The 18,859-nt window shown below is 55.1% G+C and carries 10 protein-coding genes, 3 tRNA genes and 1 pseudogene; 4 read left to right on the forward strand and 10 right to left on the reverse strand.

Features of this window, described 5'->3' with window-relative positions:
* On the reverse strand, positions 1-195 hold a 195-nt coding region (locus tag HYU99_00325), incomplete at its 3' end, for a hypothetical protein (GenBank protein ID MBI2338804.1).
* A gap of 198 nt (positions 196-393) precedes the next feature.
* Here HYU99_00325 and HYU99_00330 point away from each other — a divergent pair.
* The 4 genes and pseudogenes from HYU99_00330 to HYU99_00345 all read left to right on the forward strand — a co-directional run bounded on the left by HYU99_00330 (position 394) and on the right by HYU99_00345 (position 4,428).
* Positions 394-1,224: pseudogene (locus HYU99_00330) on the forward strand (TIGR02147 family protein).
* Positions 1,225-1,227: 3 nt separating this feature from the next.
* A complete protein-coding gene (locus HYU99_00335; GenBank protein MBI2338805.1) occupies positions 1,228-2,004 on the forward strand; it encodes a hypothetical protein in 777 nt (258 codons plus the stop codon).
* A gap of 90 nt (positions 2,005-2,094) precedes the next feature.
* Positions 2,095-3,267: a thrombospondin type 3 repeat-containing protein gene (locus HYU99_00340; GenBank protein ID MBI2338806.1), complete on the forward strand. Its 1,173-nt coding sequence runs from the start codon at positions 2,095-2,097 to the stop codon at positions 3,265-3,267.
* Positions 3,268-3,291: 24 nt separating this feature from the next.
* On the forward strand, positions 3,292-4,428 hold the full coding sequence (locus HYU99_00345) for an amidohydrolase family protein (protein ID MBI2338807.1): 1,137 nt from the start codon (positions 3,292-3,294) through the stop codon (positions 4,426-4,428).
* Between the two features lie 61 nt (positions 4,429-4,489).
* Here the strand turns inward: HYU99_00345 and HYU99_00350 are convergent.
* From HYU99_00350 to gltB, 9 genes are all read right to left on the reverse strand, one after another.
* Positions 4,490-4,561 (reverse strand) — tRNA-Arg (locus tag HYU99_00350).
* Positions 4,562-4,665: 104 nt separating this feature from the next.
* Positions 4,666-4,737 (reverse strand) — tRNA-Val (locus HYU99_00355).
* A gap of 237 nt (positions 4,738-4,974) precedes the next feature.
* Positions 4,975-8,145, reverse strand: coding sequence for a tetratricopeptide repeat protein (locus HYU99_00360; protein ID MBI2338808.1), 3,171 nt, complete (start codon positions 8,143-8,145; stop codon positions 4,975-4,977).
* The gene (gene lpdA / locus HYU99_00365; protein ID MBI2338809.1) at positions 8,145-9,566 is read right to left on the reverse strand and encodes a dihydrolipoyl dehydrogenase; all 1,422 of its coding nucleotides are present in this window, start codon (positions 9,564-9,566) and stop codon (positions 8,145-8,147) included. The genes HYU99_00360 and lpdA overlap by 1 nt, the downstream gene beginning before the upstream one ends.
* Before the next feature lies 1 nt (position 9,567).
* Complete coding sequence (locus tag HYU99_00370) at positions 9,568-11,739, reverse strand: transglycosylase SLT domain-containing protein (GenBank protein ID MBI2338810.1); 2,172 nt, start codon at positions 11,737-11,739, stop codon at positions 9,568-9,570.
* Positions 11,702-12,481: a nucleoside triphosphate pyrophosphohydrolase gene (mazG, locus tag HYU99_00375; protein MBI2338811.1), complete on the reverse strand. Its 780-nt coding sequence runs from the start codon at positions 12,479-12,481 to the stop codon at positions 11,702-11,704. Before mazG ends, HYU99_00370 begins: the two co-directional genes overlap by 38 nt.
* Before the next feature lie 14 nt (positions 12,482-12,495).
* Positions 12,496-12,568 (reverse strand) — tRNA-Thr (locus tag HYU99_00380).
* A gap of 157 nt (positions 12,569-12,725) precedes the next feature.
* Entirely contained in the window at positions 12,726-14,159 is a 1,434-nt protein-coding gene (locus HYU99_00385; GenBank protein ID MBI2338812.1) for a glutamate synthase subunit beta, read from the reverse strand.
* A complete protein-coding gene (gene gltB / locus HYU99_00390) occupies positions 14,152-18,759 on the reverse strand; it encodes a glutamate synthase large subunit (protein ID MBI2338813.1) in 4,608 nt (1,535 codons plus the stop codon). The genes HYU99_00385 and gltB overlap by 8 nt, the downstream gene beginning before the upstream one ends.
* Positions 18,760-18,859: the final 100 nt, after the last annotated feature.

Genomic DNA, 18,859 nt, shown 5'->3' on the forward strand with positions numbered 1-18,859 from the left:
GAAGTCGTCATTGAAGCTGATATCGTCCGCCAGCAGATCATCCCTTGTCAGGGAACCGGTGGTGGACAACAGGTCGTAATCACCGTCGGTTAAAGCGGATATAGTGGACCCCAAAAACTGGACAGCAACCGACCCCTCAACTAGGGGGCTGGTGAACAGGATTAAAAACAGGATTTTCAGATGTCTTTTGTTCATTTATCTATCCAGACCCATGGCTTTGGCGCATTCCGGCGCCGATTCCCCTTAGACGACCGTTTGCCCCAATCGGTTCAATGATTATTATCGGCCATTGTCAAAAAAAGTTGCTAAGTTTTTTTAACCGATGTTTTCTGTAGAAAACACCTGTATATCATGCTATCTTTGGACCCATTGCTAAGGAGGCAAAGATAAACTATGATTTCAATCTACGACCATACGAACTACCGGGAATACCTGAAAAAGCGGTTCAATGAGCTGAAAAAGGAAAGGGACGACTTTTCGTACCGCGTCTTCAACCGGAAGGCGGGAATCGCCTCGTCGGGATTTTTGAAAAACGTCGTCGACGGCAAGCGAAACCTGGCCACCGACGGCATCCGGAAGATCATTAAGGGCTTGGAACTCAAACCCGACGAGGGAAAATATTTTGAAAGCCTGGTCCACTTCAATCAGGCCCAAAACCATGAAGACAAAGACCACTATTTTCAGGAACTGTTGGCAAACAAGAGGTTTGTCCGGGCGCACCCGCTTACCGAGGCGCAATACAACCTCTTTTCGGAGTGGTATTATGTGGCCCTTCTGGAGCTGATCCGGCTGGAGAGCCGCGAAACAAAGGATATCTTGTGGATTCAGAGGAGCTTAAGGGAAAATGTCCCTCTGTTGGACATTAAAAAGGCGGTCAAAGACTTGATCGAGCTGGGTCTTGTCAAAGAAGGCAAACAGCTCTTACTAAGAAAGCAGACCATGCTCTCCACACCGGATGAGGTCAAATCGGTTTCGGTGGCCAATTTTCATTTTCAGATGGGCCAAATAGCCGCCAAGGCCTTGAAAGAGGACTCGCCGCAGGATCGCGAGTTTTCGGGGCTCACGGTGGCGCTCTCCGACACCGGCTTCGAAATCGCCAAAAAGGAACTCCAGAAATTCCGGCGGAAGCTTCATTCGCTTGTGGAAGAGGATACCGAGCATCCCAAAACCAACGTGGCGCATTTGAATTTACAGTTGTTTAAGATCAATCGAAAGGAAATATAAAAAGTGAAAGGGCGGTTCTACATCCGGCCGCTTCTCTTTTTTGCACTCATCGGCGGTTTCCTTGCCTGCACCGAACAAAAAGGGGTGGAGGCGGGAAACCCGGATTTGACCGACACAAAAGTCCGGACGGTGACCTCCGACAGCACCGAAGTCTATTATGCAACCATCGAGGACGAGGACACACTGAGCATCGAACAGATCAGTGTTTCGGCGGATGGCCAAACCTCAGAAACCCTAGAGACGGTCACGACGTCTTATACCCAAAGTGAAAGCACCCTCACTTATAGTGCGGCCTTCACAAACCATAAAACAATCGAGGTCAGCGTAACCATCGATGACGAAACCGATACGGTGACGACCGGCTCTTTGACCCTCAATGGCGAGACCAATTCAGCCACCTTCGATTTTGAGCCGACACTCAACCGTTGCCGTCGGGCTACCGATCATGCAGCGCGGCAGTTGCTTGAGGCGGGAGTCGACCGGCTTGTCGGCTGTTTTCCCCATAAAACCTGCTCGAACATCGGTGATGGCCTGGCCGATGTGATCAATCTGTCGGAAGAATTCGGCGGTCCGGCCGACACCAGCATGACCAATGTGATCGCGATGGTGGATGACGGATCGCTCATCGCCAATGAAACGAACCTCACAACCTGCCTTGCCGCCCTTGGGGAAATTACCTGCGCCGATTTTGTCGGAGTTTTCGATCCGGCATTAGTTCCTCCCGATTTCAGCCAGATTCACACCCTCGTCCCCGCCGAATCGTGCAGTGAGGTGTTTTGACATCACCTGTTTTCTCTGGAAAACGAAATCTTCTCTCATCCTGAACCTTTTACCCGGCTCCGGCGTCAAAGCAGGTTGAAAGGAGCCTTTATGACGTTTAAAAAATCATTATTCTGTTTTGTAATCGCCTTTTTGGCCTTTTATGCCGCCCCGGCGGCAGTGGCGCATATTGATGATGCCGACGGCGACGGGATTGAAGATTCCGCCGACAATTGCGCCTCCGACCCGAACATCAGCCAGGCGGACGACGACGGCGACGGCATCGGCAACGACTGCGACAACTGTTCTGCCGTCTCGAATGCCGATCAGACCGATGACGATGCCGACGGCGTGGGCGACTCCTGCGACCTCTGCCTTGGCCTTTCCAGCCCCGTCAATTATGACTTCGACGGTGACGGCCTGGGTCGAAAGTGCGATAGCGACGATGACGGCGACGACGGTATTTTGGATGATGGGGACGGCTCGGGAAGTACGTCGGATAACTACTGCACCGGTGGTAATACGACAAGCTGTGATGACAACTGTACCGGAACCGCAAATGCCGATCAGACCGATTCCGACGGCGACGCCCCGGACAACACCCAAGACGGCCTAAGCGGCGGCGATGCCTGCGACCTGGATGACGACGGCGACGGCTGGAACGATACCACCGACAACAGCCCCACCGTTGCCAATGACGACCAGAGCGATGTCGATCTCGATGGCTTTGGCGATGTGAGCGACAATTGTGCCTCCGATTCCAACAGCGATCAGGCGGACCTGGACGGCGACGGGATCGGCGATATCTGCGACTCGGACGCCGATGGCGACGGCTACACGGCTGATGATGGCGACTGCGACAACGCCGATTCGTCGCTCAATCCGGGCGCCGAGGAGGTTTGCGATGACGGCATCGACCAGGATTGCGACGACCTCGATACCTCCTGTGACGTAACCACCACTGACGTAACCACCACCACCGACGCCGATGGGGACGGATATACGGCGGAAAGCGACGACTGCGACGATTCCAATGCCGATGTCCATCCCGATGCGGAGGAGGTGTGTGACGACGCCATCGACAATGACTGTGACGGCACGGCGGACAACGAAGAAGTCTGTCCTGTGAGCAACGAAAGCACCGACGAGAGCGCCGCGGAAGACGACGGCGGCTGTCAGCTCAACAAAGGCTCCCGGAACAGCGGCCTTGCCGGTCTCATCCTGTTGGCCCTCTCTCTGGCCTTGGTATCGATCGCAAGGCGAAAAACGATTTGCCGCGGATGATTCGTGTGGCAAAATAGATTTGCGATGAAACGACTAGTTATAGCGATGATCCTTTTAAGTGCCGGCTCGATTCTTCCCTGGGGAGGAATCGAGTCGGTGCGCTTTGCCGGCGCGCAATCGGGAAGTCCCGGTTACATTGACGTTCACATGCATCTTGACGGACGCTATCGGCAACAAGGGGGTGAAAGTGGCGGACCCGGCGGACGGCGAAGGCCCGGGGGCCCCGGAAGGGGCCCAGGCGGACCGGGAGGGGAGGATGGAGGGTCGATCAAAGATTACGAATCGGCCGCGGTCAATCTGATCTCCCGGATGGACAGGATGGGGGTGGCCAAGGCGCTGATCATGCCGCCGCCTCAGAAATCCAACCAGAAAGGGGGCTATACCTATAAAGATCTGCTCGAAGTGGTGCGAAAACATCCCGACCGGCTGGCCCTGGCGGGCGGAGGAGGGGAACTCAATCCGATGATTGTCGGCACCGACTCATCGGCGGTAACTGCGGCGATCAAAGCGGAGTTTGAAAAAAAGGCGGAAGAAATCGTGGGTGACGGCGCCAGGGCGTTTGGCGAAATGACGGCGCTCCACTTCAGCTTCCACGAGGGACATCCGTTTGAGCAGGTGGCGGCGGATCATCCCCTTTTTCTCCTGCTGGCCGATATTGCCGCCCGGTATAACATACCGGTCGACCTCCACATGGAAGCGGTATTGAAAGACCGATCCCTTCCCCCGCGTCCGGCAAATATGAGTTCCGCCAATCCGTCGACCATCAAGGCGACGATCCCCGGTTTTGAGCGTCTGCTCGATCACAACAAATCGGCCAAAATCGTCTGGCAGCATGTGGGGTGGGACAACACCGGCGAAATGACCCCCGATCTCGTCCGGAGGCTTCTTCAAGCCCATTCGAACCTCTATTGTGCGATTCACGAAAGCCGGCAGATCTTAGACGAGAACGGCAAGATCCGAGAGGCATGGATGAAACTCATCACCGATTATCCGGATCGGTTTATGATCGGGGCCGACACATTCATCGGGATTCCGGGCAAAACAAAATCAAAAGGGCCCGACATGTTCGACAAAACCTGGTTGATGCTTAACCAGCTTCCTCCCGACCTCGCCCAAAAAATCGGCCGCACCAATGCGGCGAGGGTGTATGGTTTAAATTAATCGGCTGTACCGTCACAGTCACCAGTAATAGCCGTCGCCGTTTTTACCAGGAGGGTGCATGCGCCCCTGGCCAGAATCGAACTGGCGCACCCGGCTTCGGAGGCCGGTGCTCTATCCACTGAGCTACAGGGGCAATTTCAAAACTTCAGTGATCCTGCAACTTCCGCCCCCGCTCGCTCGGACCGGTGGCGCTCGCGGGGACCCCTCCACTTAAGCTACAGGGGCAAATTTAATATGTGGGTGATGTAGGAATCGAACCTACGACCCCTGCTGTGTGAAAGCAGTGCTCTACCTCTGAGCTAATCACCCAACTGCCAGCCAGAGGCTGGTCCGCCTCAGGCGGAAGCTAATCACCCGCGCCCGCCGCGCGTATCTATAATACTCTTTGCCCCGCCGCAAGATTGAAAAATTCACCCCATCTTTTGCGTACTCTCCTGATCGCAGATCTGGATTTTCGCCCATCGGACTATCACATCGGGGGCTTTGCCTCCGGCGCCCCCGCACCCCCAGCGCTCGCCACAGGATAAACCTGATGGCTCGCTTCTTTTACGAAACTTTCTGCGTACTCTCCTGATCGCAGATCTGGATTTTCGCCCATCGCTCCTTCAAGGCGGCTACCTGCGCCTTTTCTTCCGGCGCCTTTGCCCACTCATCCAAACGCGCCAGCTCCGCCTGAAAGGGGTCAACCAGACGATTGTCCAGATAAAGCTCCGCCAGGTCGCGCCGGGTCGCGAATTGCTCCCCTTTAAGGGTCTCGGTCTTTTCCACCATCTGGGCCAGCTCCACCTGAAAGGAGAGCGCCTTCAGGTTGTCCTTTTCCTTGCGGGCGATATGCGCCAGTTCGTTATAGCATTTGGAAAGAAGCATCTGTTCATACGGAAGCCGCTTTTCCTTTTCCTCCAGAATCTGCCTCGCCAAAAGAAACCGGCGGGCGCTCAAAGTCCAGTTTTGCTCATGCCGATAGATCAACCCCTGGTTGGCCAAAAGGGCCGCCTTGGTTGTGGGGTCTTTAAGGCGGACGCTGATGTCAATGGCCTTCTGGTAGGTGCTCAACGCCTCTTCATATTTTTTGTCGGCCAGATAGATGTTTCCCAAACCGTTGTAGGCCCTTAAGAGAACGGGAAAGAGGTTCTCTTTTTGACAGATTCCGATGCAATGTTTGTATTCTTTTACCGCCTTGCGGAATTTTTTGACGGCCCTGTAGCTCTCCGCCAGCGAATAGAGGGCTCTCGCCAGCGGCTCAAAGCTTTTCATGGTCGAAAAGAGTTTTGCGTCCCCTTTCAAAAGGGGAATGGCCCGCTCATAGTCCTTCAATTGATGGTAGACATGCCCCAAATCGTTGTTGGTGATATATTTGAGCTCGGACTTTGCAAGCTGTTTTGCCAGTTCCCGCGCCTCTGCGAATCCGGGAATCGCCTTTTCCAGATGTCCCGTGAGCACCTCGATTTCCGCCAAGTCGTTTAAAAACCGGATCTGCTCCATGCGGGTATCGGCGCTCCCGGCGGCCAGTTCAAGGCCCCCTTTGAAATAGCGGCCCGCCTCCTCGATTTTTTCCTGATGAAGAAGGCTTAATCCCTTCTTCTCCCATAACGCCAGACGGCTTTTTAACGGAATGGCATCGGCCCCTTTTTCCGCCTCCTTCTCAATGGCCGAAAGCATCTCGCAGGCCTCGCGGAACCGATTCAGCCAGATGAGGACATCCGCGGTTTTGATGATCCAATTCAGGCGCTGGGAAAGCGGGGCCGCAACAAAGAATGTTTTTTGCAAATTGAGGTAATGCTCCAGCGCCTCTTCCTTTCTCCCTTCCTGATTCATCAGGTCGGCCAGTTTTTCAAGGGACGTCTGGGCCAGAACGCGGTCTTCCCCCCAGCTTTGATGCAACCAGGTCAAAGCCTCCGAAAGACCGACATCCCGTTCGGCCAGACGGGTGTGACGCCTGCGGGCCTCCTCGATGGGGATTTTTTTGCGGACAAAAGGGACCATCGCCTGCCGATAAAACACATAATTGTTTCCCCCCTCAATCCGCACAATCCGCTTTTCTTCCATGGCATCCAGGATTCTGCGGATCTTCGGCAGACGGGTCGGTTTTTCAAGCGCCCGGGGGGTCAGCCCATGGCCGGCAATGGCCAGCCAGTCGACAATTTCTTTTTCTTCGGACGAGAATGAGGCATAGTCGAGCTCCATTTGCTCTTCAAGAGACCGGGGCATCTCCACCTTTTGAAGCGCCCTTGAAAGATGGGCCAGAAGATCCGGGCTCCAACGGCCCGACTCATCAAAGAGCAACCCCTGTTGAATGAGGCTTTGGATAATTTGCGTGCAAAGGCCGGGGTTTCCCGCGGTATCCCGGTAGATCTCCTGGACAAAATTTTCCGGAATCTCTTTCTGGCCGATGACGGTCTCAAGAAAAACGCGCGTCTCCTCCCCGGCAAACGGCGCGAGCTTCACCTTTTCGAACTGAAAATCATCTTTGGGAAAAAGCCGCTCGAAGGGCGCCCAGTCCGCCTCACGCGTGCCGCTCACCACAAACAGAAATCGGGTCGTCTCGGGCGAGAGAATTTTTTGTTCGAGAAATGAAAGGAACGCCTGAAGCCCTCCCCTCCCTTTCGGATCGGTCAGATAGTTTTCCATGTCTTCAAGAATCACCGCCCGGGAGCCGGCCAAAACATGCCGATCCTCTTCGGTTAAAGGGAGCACCGCCTCCTCCACAACCACCTTTTCCAGCTGGAGTCTGTTCTTGATCTGGCCGATGAATTTTGTCTTTCCCAGCCCCCGGTCCCCGTAGATAAAGAGGCCAAAAAAGGGAGCCCCTTTTTCCCCTTTAAGAAAGTCGTTGACCATGTTTTCGATGCGCCACTGGATCTCTTTCCGCCCGATCAGCTCGGAGGTGGTGGGAAGATAGGAAAGAAGCGTCTCCGGCGTTTCCACCGAATATTTCGTTTTGGAATAGGCTCCGATCTCCTCGATGACGGCAGAGGCCGAGGGATAGCGCTCCTCCGGCCTTTTGGACAAAAGCGCCGACACAACATCGCTCATGTACCCGGGCGCCTTCGGATTCAACTGCGAGATGGGAGGGGGTGTATAGGTGCGGTGCCGGTCATAAACCTCCTGCAGGCTGGCCCCCGAAAAGGGCTGGGTGCGGGTAAGACAGTTATAAAAAATGACGCCGACGGCGTAGAGATCGCTGGCGACATTGTGATGTTCGCCGCGGTAAATTTCGGGGGCCAGATAGGTGGGGGTTCCCACGATCGACTCCCCCCAGTAGCCGGCCAGGCCAAAGTCGATAAGGAGGATGTTGTCGTTTTCGACAAAAATATTCCCCGGCTTTAAATCACAATGAATGATCCCTTTCTGGTGCAGATAGTTGATGGCCCTTAAAACCTGAACGAAATAATCCTCGCACTTTTCAAAGGGGAGCCCATCGGTGGCGGCGTAAAGGTCGGTCCCTTTGAGCCATGGGGAGGTGAAAAAAACCTTTTTCTGCTCCGGATCAAAGCCGTAATCGCCGATCTTGCCGATGTTGGGATGCGAGAGTTTCTTCAAGACTTTGAACTCGTTTTCAAACTGGGAAATCGCCGCCTGCCCGCTGGCGGGCTCGAACGATTTGAGGAGTTTTAACGCCACCGGCTCCCCCCGCGGCGGCAAAACCAGAAAGACCTCCCCCATCGCCCCCTGCCCCAGGCTTTTGAGGACGCGGTATTTTTTGGCGATCAGTTCCATTACAAATGAATTGCCCCTTCGCCAAGGCCCAGGGCCGCTTCCTTCACCGCCTCGGAAAGAGTCGGATGGGCGTGGACCGTCATGGCGATATCCTGCGCGGTCGCCTCGAAGGCCATCCCCAAAACCAGTTCGGCAATCATGTCGGAGGCGCGCGGGCCGATGATGTGGGCGCCAAGAAGACGGTCGGTCGTTGAATCGGCAATGAGTTTGACAAATCCCTCCTTATACCCCATCGACAGGGCTCTGCCATTGGCCAGAAAGGGATATTTGAAGGCTTTATGCGCGATTCCCTGTTTTTTACATTCTTCTTCAGTCAAGCCGACGGAAGCAACCTCCGGCCAGGTATAAACAACGCTCGGAATCGTGTTGTAATTCACGGAGGCCTTCTCACCGCTGATAATCTCCGCCGCGGCGACCCCCTCTTCCATCGCCTTGTGCGCCAACATCGGTCCCGGAATCACATCGCCAACGGCGTAAATTCCGGGGACATTTGTCTGAAAATTTTTGTCGACGGCAATTCTTCCCTTCTCATCCAGCTTCACCCCCGTCTCTTGCAACCCTAACCCCTCCGTACATGGCTTGCGCCCCACGGCGACCAGCAGATAATCAGTAGAGACGGTTTCTTCCTTTCCCTCGGCGGTTTTGATTCCGACATCGACCCTGTTCCCTTTGATCGAGGCGCCGGCCACCTGTGCTGACAGACGAAAATTCATCCCCTGTTTTTTAAGCGCCCGCAAAAGGGCCTCGCCCGTTTCACCATCCATCCCAACGGCGATCCGATCGAGCATTTCGACAACCGTGACTCGGCTCCCGAGCCGAAGATAGACCGACCCGAGTTCCAACCCGATATAACCGCCGCCGATGACAAGGAGCTCTCCTGGAACCTCGGTGAGGGACAACGCCGCCGTTGAGTCGATGATTCGCTTACCGTCGAAGGGAATGCCGGGGAGGGCCACCGGGACGCTTCCCGTGGCAATGAGAATATTTTGGGCGGAATAACTCTTCTTTCCTTCGGCGCCGGTTATCTCGACGGTTTTGTCTTTATGGACCTTTGCCGTCCCGGAGAGATGCGTAATCTTGTTTTTTTTGAATAATCCGGCCACACCGCCGGTCAGCCGTTTGACAACGTCATCCTTCCGGGCCATGAATTTTTTGAGATCGAGTGACACCGCCTCAAAGTTAATACCGTGCTCCTTGAAACTCTCCTTGGCCTGCGCATAGAGTTCGGACGACTCCAAAAGGGCCTTGCTGGGGATGCAACCGACATTCAGACAGGTGCCGCCGAGGGTCTTTTCTTTCTCGACACAGGCGACTTTCAGGCCGAGTTGGGCGGCGCGAATCGCCGCCACATAGCCACCCGGCCCGGCGCCGATGACAATGAGGTCAAAAGATGTTTGTTCCGTATTCGCCTTTTCTCTCATTTCAATATAATGTTTTATAAATCCAGTAACTTGTCATTACCTTTTTTACATAGCCGCGCGTTTCGTCGTAGGGGATCAGTTCGATGAATTCATCCGGTTCGAGTTTAGCCCCCCATTTCTCCCACCTGTGGACAGCGTCCGGACCGGCGTTATAGCCGGCCAGCGCGTAGGGAACTTTTCCGCCGAATTCATCCAGCCTCTTTTTTAAATAAGTCACGCCGAATTCAATGTTTGTCGCCGGGGCCTTCAGATCTTCCGGATGAAAGACATCCCTCCCCAAAAGCAAGGCGACTTCCTTACCCGTCTGCGGGATCAACTGCAAAAGGCCGATCGCCTGCGCGGAAGAGACGATGGCCGGATGGAAAGAAGACTCTTCACGCATCATTGCCCAGACAAGGAGGGAATTCAGCGCCTGTTTTTTGGAAAAAAGGGTTGTCCACTGAAAATAGGCGCGCGGATAGGCCATGGTCCAGTACAACCCGTTATCCCGCCCGGCCGATATTTTTTTAAGGCCGGCCCGGCCGATGGCGCATAACTGTCTGAAATTTTGCGCCGCCGTCAACGCCTGACTCAACGAATCAAGAGGAATTCCCTCCCTGGAAAGAGAGGAGCGCTCCGCCTCGTCAAAGGCGTACTCCGAAAGCCCGATTTCAGCGAGCTGAACGGCTGTCATCAAGGGATCGTCGGGGGGAATTTTTTCGCGCCAGTTGTCGGCTTTATAAGCACCCCCTCCCTTAATCCCTCCCCCCTCGAGGGGGAGGGGCAGGGGAGAGGGGGTATTCGTGGGATCCACCAGTTCCATGGGATCGATTTTTTTTCCGGCCATTTTTTGCGCCGAGAGAAACCCGTAATAATGGGTGGGTTTTCGCCGATGGATATCCTCATAAATCAACCGGGCGGCGGACCCTTTGTTCATCTGTTCCAGACAGCGGGCCTTCCAGTAGGCGATTTTGAGAAGCTCATCTTTTTTTCTTTCTTTCTTCTCCAGGTTTTTGAGTTCGTCCAGGGCGCCGGAAAAATTTCCCGTCAGATAGACGGCCCACAAGCGATTCCAGACCGCTTCGGCGCGGCGGTAATCGTTTTTTGTTGAAAGATATTCCGTGAAGGCCTCAACAGCCCGTGAATATTGGCCCGCGTCAAGATGGATGAAGGCTATTTTATAGCGGGCCATCCGGGCCATGTTTGAGCGGGGGTAGAGGTCGATGATCTTTTGGTTGTATTTGAGCGCCTCCTCAAACTGATCCGACCGGCCGTAAGAGGCGGCAAGCAGGGACAGAATCTCGGTGCGGTTTTGCCCCCCTTTCGGATGATCCATAAGTTCCTGAAGAAGGGAAGCAGACTTGGAATAGTGGCGGGCCTTAAAATGGGTCTTGGCGATTTCGAAGGAAAAATTCCGTCCCGTTGTCTTGTACAGATCGTCATAAATGGCGAGGGCATCCAACGGGCGGCCCGCCTCGATCAACGATTGGGCGCGTTTCTTCCAGTCGGCCTCGGAGAGAAAATCCGAAAGGGGGGTATTTTCTTTTTTCAGTTGATCGATAATCTCTTCTTCAAAGGGGTTGCCGGCCGATTCCGTGAGGAGTTCTTTCCATGTCCGGTGGGCGATGGCCTTTTTGCCTTGGAGGGAGGCCATTTGCCCCCGGAGATACTTGATTCTTGTCCGGACCGGCTCGTCCTTTGCCGCCTCTTTCTTTCTGCGGTTTAACCCTGTTTCGGCTTCTTCCCACCGCGAGAGAAGAATCAGCGATTCCATCCGCTCCCAGAAAATGTCTTCCTCGATTTTTCGTTCGATCTTGTCGATTGGGGGGAGATAGGCAATCGCCTCCGCCGGCCGGTTGAGGGCGTTTAAGGTTTTGCCGATCCAATAGCGGATATGGGCGGCCAGAGGTGATCCCTCCACCTCCGCTCTTTTTAAATGTTCGAGGGCATCGTCATATCGTTCCTCGTTGTAAGCCGTTGCCCCCATGAGAAAATAGACGGGGTGCGGCAGGGTTCCCTCTTCCACTTGTTTCCCCAGGTTTTGTATCGTGTCGTAAATGAGGAAATAGTTGCGGTCAACAAGGCCGGAAAGGAGGGGGTTGGAGGCGGATGGAAAAAAGACAAGGCCGAAGAGAAAAATTCCCTTGAGCCCCCCCTTATTCTGTTTTTTTCTTTGCGTCGTTCCAGAGTGCATCCCATTCTTTCGCCGTGAGTTGTTCCATCTTTTTCTTTTTTAGCCGGATTTGCTTCTCCATGGCCGAAAACCTCGCCCGAAACCGGTTATTGGCCTTTTGCAGGACCTCTTCCGGCTGGATTTTTATAAAACGGCACAGGTTGGCGAGGGCGAAAAAGAGGTCGCCCACTTCATGTTCGAGATTGTTTCGGTTTTTGCTTTTGACCGCTTTTTTCAGTTCGCCGATTTCCTCGTCGATCTTTTGAAGCACTTCATCGGTCTTGTTCCAGTCGAAGCCGATTTTGGAGGCTTTTTTGGAGAGCTTAAAAGCCTGAAAAAGGGCGGGGAGCGATTTGGGCACCGGGTCGAGGTACGAATCTCCCTTGTGCTTTTTGGCCTCGTTTGCTTTTATTTTGTCCCAGTTGGAAACCACCTCCTCGGCCCCGGAGACTTTTATCCCGCCGAAAACGTGCGGATGCCGGCGGATGAGTTTGGCTGAAATTTCATTGACCACGTCGTCGATATCGAACGATTTTTCGTCCCGGCCGATTTGGGCATGAAACAAAACATGCAGAAGCAGATCGCCCAGCTCTTCGCACAAATGGGGATCGTTTTTGTTTTCGATGGCGTCCAGGACTTCGTAGCATTCCTCGATCAGTTGAGGGGCGATCGACTGGTGGGTCTGTTGATGATCCCACGGGCACCCGCCGGGGCTACGCAGGATGGCCATGATATCGACGAGTTGTTCGAAGGGGGCGGACATGAAAAAAAAGGATGAGCCACCCGCCGGGATCGAACCGGCGACCTACTCATTACGAATGAGTTGCTCTACCAGCTGAGCTAGGGTGGCGCGCGCCTGCTTCTATCAGAAACTTTACTCCTCGTCCATCCCCTCGGGCAGGTTTTTTGGCAGAAGGTGATGCGGCATAAACGACAGGTTGGCGATGAAGCTGGGGATAACGGCGCTGGCGATGACGGCGGCGAGGATGTAGATTTTTTCCATATTGTCAGGGAAGCTCCGTCTCACCCATCAGGAATTTGTCGATGCCGCGGGCGCATTTGCGGCCCTCGGCAATCGCCCAGACAATCAGCGAGGCGCCCCGCTTGACGTCGCCGGCGGCAAAGACGCCAGGCACCGAGGTCACATAATCGGCGTTTACCTCCACGTTGCCGCGGGGGTCTAGTTTGATTCCCATCTGTTCAATCGGCCCTTTCTTTTCCGGACCGGTAAATCCCATCGCCAGAAGCAGGAGGTCGACTTCGATCTCAAATTCACTGCCGGGAATTTCCTGCGGTTTGGGAGGGCCTCCGTTGGTGGAAGGGACCCATTCCAGCCGGACGGCATGGAGTTTTTTCAAGACCCCTTTTTCCCCTGATAATTTTTTGGTCATGATGGAATAGTCTCGATCGCCCCCCTCGTTATGGGCCGGGGAGGTGCGAAAAACCATCGGCCATTGCGGCCACGGATTATCCGGCGCCCTCTGATCCGGTGGACGCGGGAGAAGTTCCAGTTGGTGAATGTCGGCGGCCCCCTGACGGTGCGCGGTGCCGAGGCAGTCGGCGCCGGTGTCGCCGCCGCCAAGGATGATGACTTTTTTTCCCGTGGCCGTAATCTGATCGGCAATTTTGTCTCCGGCGTTTACCCGGTTTTGTTCCGTCAGATACTCCATCGCCAGATGAACCCCCTTTAGCTCGCGTCCGGGAACACTCAAATCGCGCGCCTGTGTGGCCCCGGCGCACAACGCGATGGCATCAAACTCCCGGTGCAGGGTGTCTGCTGATAGATCACCTCCGATATTACTTTTCGGCCTGAAAAAAACCCCTTCGGCCTCCATCTGTTTCATTCGTGTATCGATGCGGTGTTTTTGCATCTTGAAATCAGGAATGCCGTAACGGAGCAGGCCGCCGATCCGGTCATCGCGCTCGAACACCGTCACCGTGTGACCCACCCGGGCCAGTTGTTGCGCACAAGCCAACCCGGCCGGGCCGGAACCGACCACGGCCACCTTTTTTCCGGTCAATTTTTTGGGAGGTTGAGGCACAATCCATCCTTCTTTAAAGGCATGGTCGATGATGTGATACTCAATGTATTTGATGGTCACCGGTTTTTCGTTGATGCCCAGAACGCAGGCCCCTTCGCAGGGGGCTGGGCAGAGAAGGCCGGTGAATTCGGGAAAGTTGTTTGTCGCATGCAGGCGTTCGATGGCCTCTTTCCAGCGGTTTTTGTAGACAAGGTCGTTCCACTCCGGGATATAGTTGCCCAGCGGACATCCCTGATTGCAAAAGGGGATGCCGCAATCCATGCAACGGGCCCCTTGGGCGCGTAATTTGTCGACGGGAAACTCGCTGTAGATTTCCTTGTAGTCGTGAATCCGTTCGGGGATCGGCCTCTGCGGCCAGTCTTCCCGCGGAATTTCCATGAAGCCCGTGATTTTACCCATACATCGCCTGTTCTTCCGAGATTCCCTGCTCCTTCATTTTCCGCCTGATTTCCACCAGCGCCTTTTTGTAGTCGATCGGCATGACCTTCACAAAATGGGCCAGCTCCCGGTTGAAGTTGTCGAAGATCCTCTTGGCCACCGTGCTTCCGGTAAATTTGAAATGATTTTGCAGAAGCCTTTTGATCAACTCAATATCCTCGTCTTCGTTGACGGCCTGGAGTTCCACCATGGAAAGGTTGCAATTTTTTTCAAATTCATTGTCCGGGTCATGAACAAAAGCAATTCCCCCGCTCATGCCGGCCCCAAAGTTTCGCCCGGTTTTGCCCAAAACAAGAACTCTGCCGCCGGTCATGTATTCGCAGGCATGATCCCCCACCCCTTCCACCACGGCATGAACGCCGCTGTTTCTGACGCAGAAGCGTTCGCCGGCAACGCCCCGGATATAGGCACAGCCAGAGGTGGCGCCATAAAAGGCGACGTTTCCGATGATGATGTTTTTTTCCGGCACAAACGGCGATTCCCCTGGCGGATAAACAAAAATTTTCCCTCCTGACAACCCCTTGCCGAAATAGTCGTTGGCGTCACCGATGAGGGTGAACGTCATCCCTTTCGGGATAAAGGCCCCGAAACTTTGCCCCGCCGAGCCGTTGAACGTGATTTGAATGGTGTCATCGGGAAGACCTTTTCCGCCATATTTTTTCGTCAATGTGTAGCCCAGCATGGCGCCGACGGCGCGATCGATGTTGCGAATCGGAAGTTCAATCTGCACCGGTTGTTTTTTCTCCAGTGCGGGCCTTGCCCGTTCGATGAGTTTGTTGTCCAGCACGGCTTCAAGGCCGTGGTCCTGCGGGCGGATGCAACGGGTGGCGACATCGGGCCCCATCTCGGGGCGGTAAAAAACGGGCGAGAAGTCCAGCCCTCGCGCCTTCCAGTGGGCGATCGCCTTGTTGAAATCGAGCCGGTCGGAACGCCCGATCATTTCATCCACCGTTCTGAATCCCAGCCCGGCCATGATCTCACGCAACTCCTCGGCGACAAAAAAGAAATAATTGATGACATGTTCCGGTTGGCCGGTGAATTTTTTGCGAAGCTCCGGATCCTGCGTGGCCACGCCGACCGGGCAGGTGTTCAAGTGGCAGACCCGCATCATGATGCACCCCATGGCGACCAAGGGTGCTGTGGAAAAACCGAATTCCTCTCCTCCCAAAAGGGCGGCAATGGCGACATCCCGGCCGGTTTTCAGCTGGCCGTCCACCTCCACGACAATCCGGTCGCGGAGTTTGTTCATCACCAAAACCTGCTGGGTCTCCGCCATCCCCAGCTCCCACGGGACCCCGGCATGTTTGATGCTGGTTAGGGGGCTGGCGCCGGTTCCGCCGTCGTATCCGGCAATGAGCACCACATCGGCGTGCGCCTTGGCCACCCCGGCCGCCACCGTGCCGACACCGACCTCGGCCACCAGTTTGACGCTGACCCGCGCCTGCGGGTTTGAATTCTTCAGGTCGAAGATCAGCTGGGCCAGATCCTCGATGGAATAAATATCGTGGTGCGGCGGCGGAGAAATCAGGCCGACATACGGCGTCGAATAGCGGACCTTCGCAATCCATGGGTAGACCTTCGGGCCAGGCAACTGCCCCCCCTCGCCCGGCTTGGCCCCCTGCGCGATCTTGATCTGCAATTCCTTGGCCTGCGCCAGATATTCGCTGGTCACACCGAAACGGGCCGAGGCCACCTGCTTGATGGCGCTGTTTTTCGAGTCGCCGTTTGGCTGGGGGAGATACCGCGCCGGGTCCTCCCCCCCTTCGCCGGTATTGGATTTGCCGCCGATCCGGTTCATGGCCACCGCCAGCGTTTCGTGCGCCTCTTGGCTGATGGAGCCATACGACATGGCGCCGGTCTTGAACCGTTTGACAATCTCCTTTGCCGGTTCTACTTCCTCGATCGGAATGGGACTATGCCGTCCGCCCGGACTCTTCTTGAATTCAAAAAGGCCGCGCAGAGTGCAAAGGTTCCGGCTCTGGTCGTTGACCAGTTTAGAATATTCCTTGAAGTCCTTGGTGCTACCCGCTTTGGTCGCATACTGAAGTTTGGCCACCGTATCGGGGTTGAAAAGGTGGTATTCACCGTCGCTCCGCCACTGGTATTGCCCTCCCCATTCAAGGAGGGGACGACCGCCAAGCCTTAAGGGATAGGCCCTTTGGTGATTCAGAAGGGCCTCCCTGCAGATCTCCGTAAGGCCGATTCCCTCGATGCGCGAGGCGGTGTGGGTGAAATATTTGTCGATCACCTCCCGGTTCAAGCCGATCGCCTCAAAAATCTGGGCGCCGCAATAACTTTGAACAACCGACACCCCCATCTTCGACATCACCTTGACGATCCCCTTTCTGACCGCCTTGACGTATTTTTTGACCGCCGTTTTGTGGTCGATCCCGTTTACGGAGCCGCTTCGGATCAGGTCATCCAGCGTTTCGAAGGCGAGGTATGGATTGATGGCGCCGGCGCCGTAGCCGATCAAAAGCGAAAAATGGTGGACCTCGCGCGGCTCTCCCGATTCCACGACAAGCCCCACGCGGGTGCGCATTCCCTTGCGGACAAGATGGTGGTGCAGGCCGGCAACGGACAGAAGGCTGGGGATGGGCGCCCGGTTTTCATCCACGCCGCGGTCCGAAAGGATGATGATGTTACATCCCTCGTCGATGGCTAACGAAGCCTCATAAAAAATTTCCTCCAGGCGGCGCTCCATTCCCCCGGCTCCGTCTTCCACTTTGAACAGTGTGGGGATGACCCGCGAGCGGAAGCCCTTGAACGGTTTTTCGGCCAGATGCCTCAATTTGGCCAGCTCGTCGTTGTCGATGACGGGATTGGTCAGCTTGATCTGATGCGCGCTTTCCGGTTCGGGCTTCAACAAGTTTCGCTCCGGCCCGATGGTCGTGTCCACCGACGTCACAAGCTCCTCCCGAATGGCGTCGAGCGGAGGGTTGGTGACCTGTGCGAAGAGTTGCTTGAAATAATTGAAGAGGTTTTGAGGACGTTCGGAAAGAACCGCCAGCGGGGCGTCGTTCCCCATCGAGCCGATCGCCTCTTCGCCGTTTAAGGCCATGGGCGACATGAGCAGATTTACGTCTTCGTTGGAGTATCCGAAAATTATCTGACGCCTTGTGACCGTGTCGTGGTCGGGTTCTGGGAGATGGGGAGAGGGGGGTATCTCTTCCAGAGGGGTCAGATGTGCCTTTAGCCACTTTCCATACGGTTTTTCGCGGACGAGCCGGGTTTTCAATTCGGCGTCGTCGATAATCCTCCCTTCGCTTAAGTCCACCAGAAACATCTTTCCCGGCTGGAGGCGCCCTTTTATCACCACATCTTCGGGCGGCACATCCAGCACCCCGACCTCGGAGGCCATGATGACGAGGTCGTCTTTGGTGACATAATAGCGGGACGGTCTCAATCCGTTTCGGTCGAGCACCGCTCCGATGACCGTTCCGTCTGTAAACGCGATGGACGCAGGTCCATCCCACGGCTCCATCAGGCAGGAATGGTATTCATAAAAATCCTTTTTCTCTTGCGGCATGTTTTCGTGCCCGCTCCACGCCTCGGGAATCATCATCATGACGGCGTGGGGGAGGGAGCGCCCCCCCATCACCAGCATTTCCAGTGCGTTGTCGAACGTGGCCGAGTCGCTTCCCCCTTCGCGGATCACCGGAAGGATTTTTTTGATTTCATCGCCGAAAATATCCGATTCGAACAGCGCCTCGCGGGCGCGCATCCAGTTGATGTTGCCCCGCAGTGTGTTGATCTCGCCGTTGTGGCACATGTATCGGAAGGGGTGGGCCAGTTCCCAGTTGGGGAGGACGTTGGTGGAAAACCGGGCATGCACCATCGCCAGCGCCGATTTCATCGCCGGATTTTTGAGGTCGGGATAAAAGGGGACAAGTTGCGTGGACTTGAGCATCCCCTTGTAAATCAACGTCCGGCAGGAGAGGGATGGGATATAAATTTTTGAAGAGTCCTTCAGCCCCGATTTGCGGATGGCGTTTTCAAAACATTTGCGGATGACAAAAAGCCACCGTTCGAAGGCTTGGGGGTCGGACGGGGTTTTTGATTTTCCCATGCCGATAAAAAACTGCCGGATCGCCGGCATCCCCTCGCGGGCCGAAGGGCCGATTGTCGCGTTGTCAACGGGGACATCGCGAAAACCGAGAAACAACTGCTGTTGTTCCTGAATAATTCTTTGGAGAATCCGCTCGGCCTTTTCCCGTTCCCCGGCAGTTTGCGGCAAAAAGAGGGTTCCGACGCCGTATGCGCCCGGTTTTGGGAGTTTGATGTCGAGCCTTTCACATTCTTTGGCGAGAAACTCATGCGGCACCTGTATCAGAATTCCCGCGCCGTCGCCGGTATTTACTTCGCACCCGCAGGCGCCGCGGTGTTCCAGATTCACCAGGGCCTGGATGGCCTTTTCGACGATGGTGTGCGACTTTTTCCCCTTTGTGTGCGCGACAAACGAAACGCCGCACGAGTCGTGCTCGTATTCGGGGCGATAAAGCCCCTTCCGGCTCAAATCTCTTTGGATTTGTTCCAAATTTTCAGGTGTGCAAAATTTCATATACAATCCCCGAATTTTCAGCCTACCCCCGATATTTTCACGATTTCAAGCGGTTTTTTGGAAGATTTTTTGCCGATAAAATGGGAGAGTTACAGGCAAG

The organism is Deltaproteobacteria bacterium, assembly GCA_016183175.1.
In the GTDB taxonomy this organism is placed as follows: Bacteria; UBA10199; UBA10199; order UBA10199; family SBBF01; genus JACPFC01.

Coding starts and splice junctions, on each gene's coding strand:
- HYU99_00340 (MBI2338806.1), top strand. CDS start 2,095: ATGACGTTTAAAAAATCATTATTCTGTTTTGTAATCGCCTTTTTGGCC.
- HYU99_00345 (MBI2338807.1), top strand. CDS start 3,292: ATGAAACGACTAGTTATAGCGATGATCCTTTTAAGTGCCGGCTCGATT.
- HYU99_00360 (MBI2338808.1), bottom strand. CDS start 8,145: ATGGAACTGATCGCCAAAAAATACCGCGTCCTCAAAAGCCTGGGGCAG.
- lpdA (MBI2338809.1), bottom strand. CDS start 9,566: ATGAGAGAAAAGGCGAATACGGAACAAACATCTTTTGACCTCATTGTC.
- HYU99_00370 (MBI2338810.1), bottom strand. CDS start 11,739: ATGCACTCTGGAACGACGCAAAGAAAAAAACAGAATAAGGGGGGGCTC.
- mazG (MBI2338811.1), bottom strand. CDS start 12,481: ATGTCCGCCCCCTTCGAACAACTCGTCGATATCATGGCCATCCTGCGT.
- HYU99_00385 (MBI2338812.1), bottom strand. CDS start 14,159: ATGGGTAAAATCACGGGCTTCATGGAAATTCCGCGGGAAGACTGGCCG.
- gltB (MBI2338813.1), bottom strand. CDS start 18,759: ATGAAATTTTGCACACCTGAAAATTTGGAACAAATCCAAAGAGATTTG.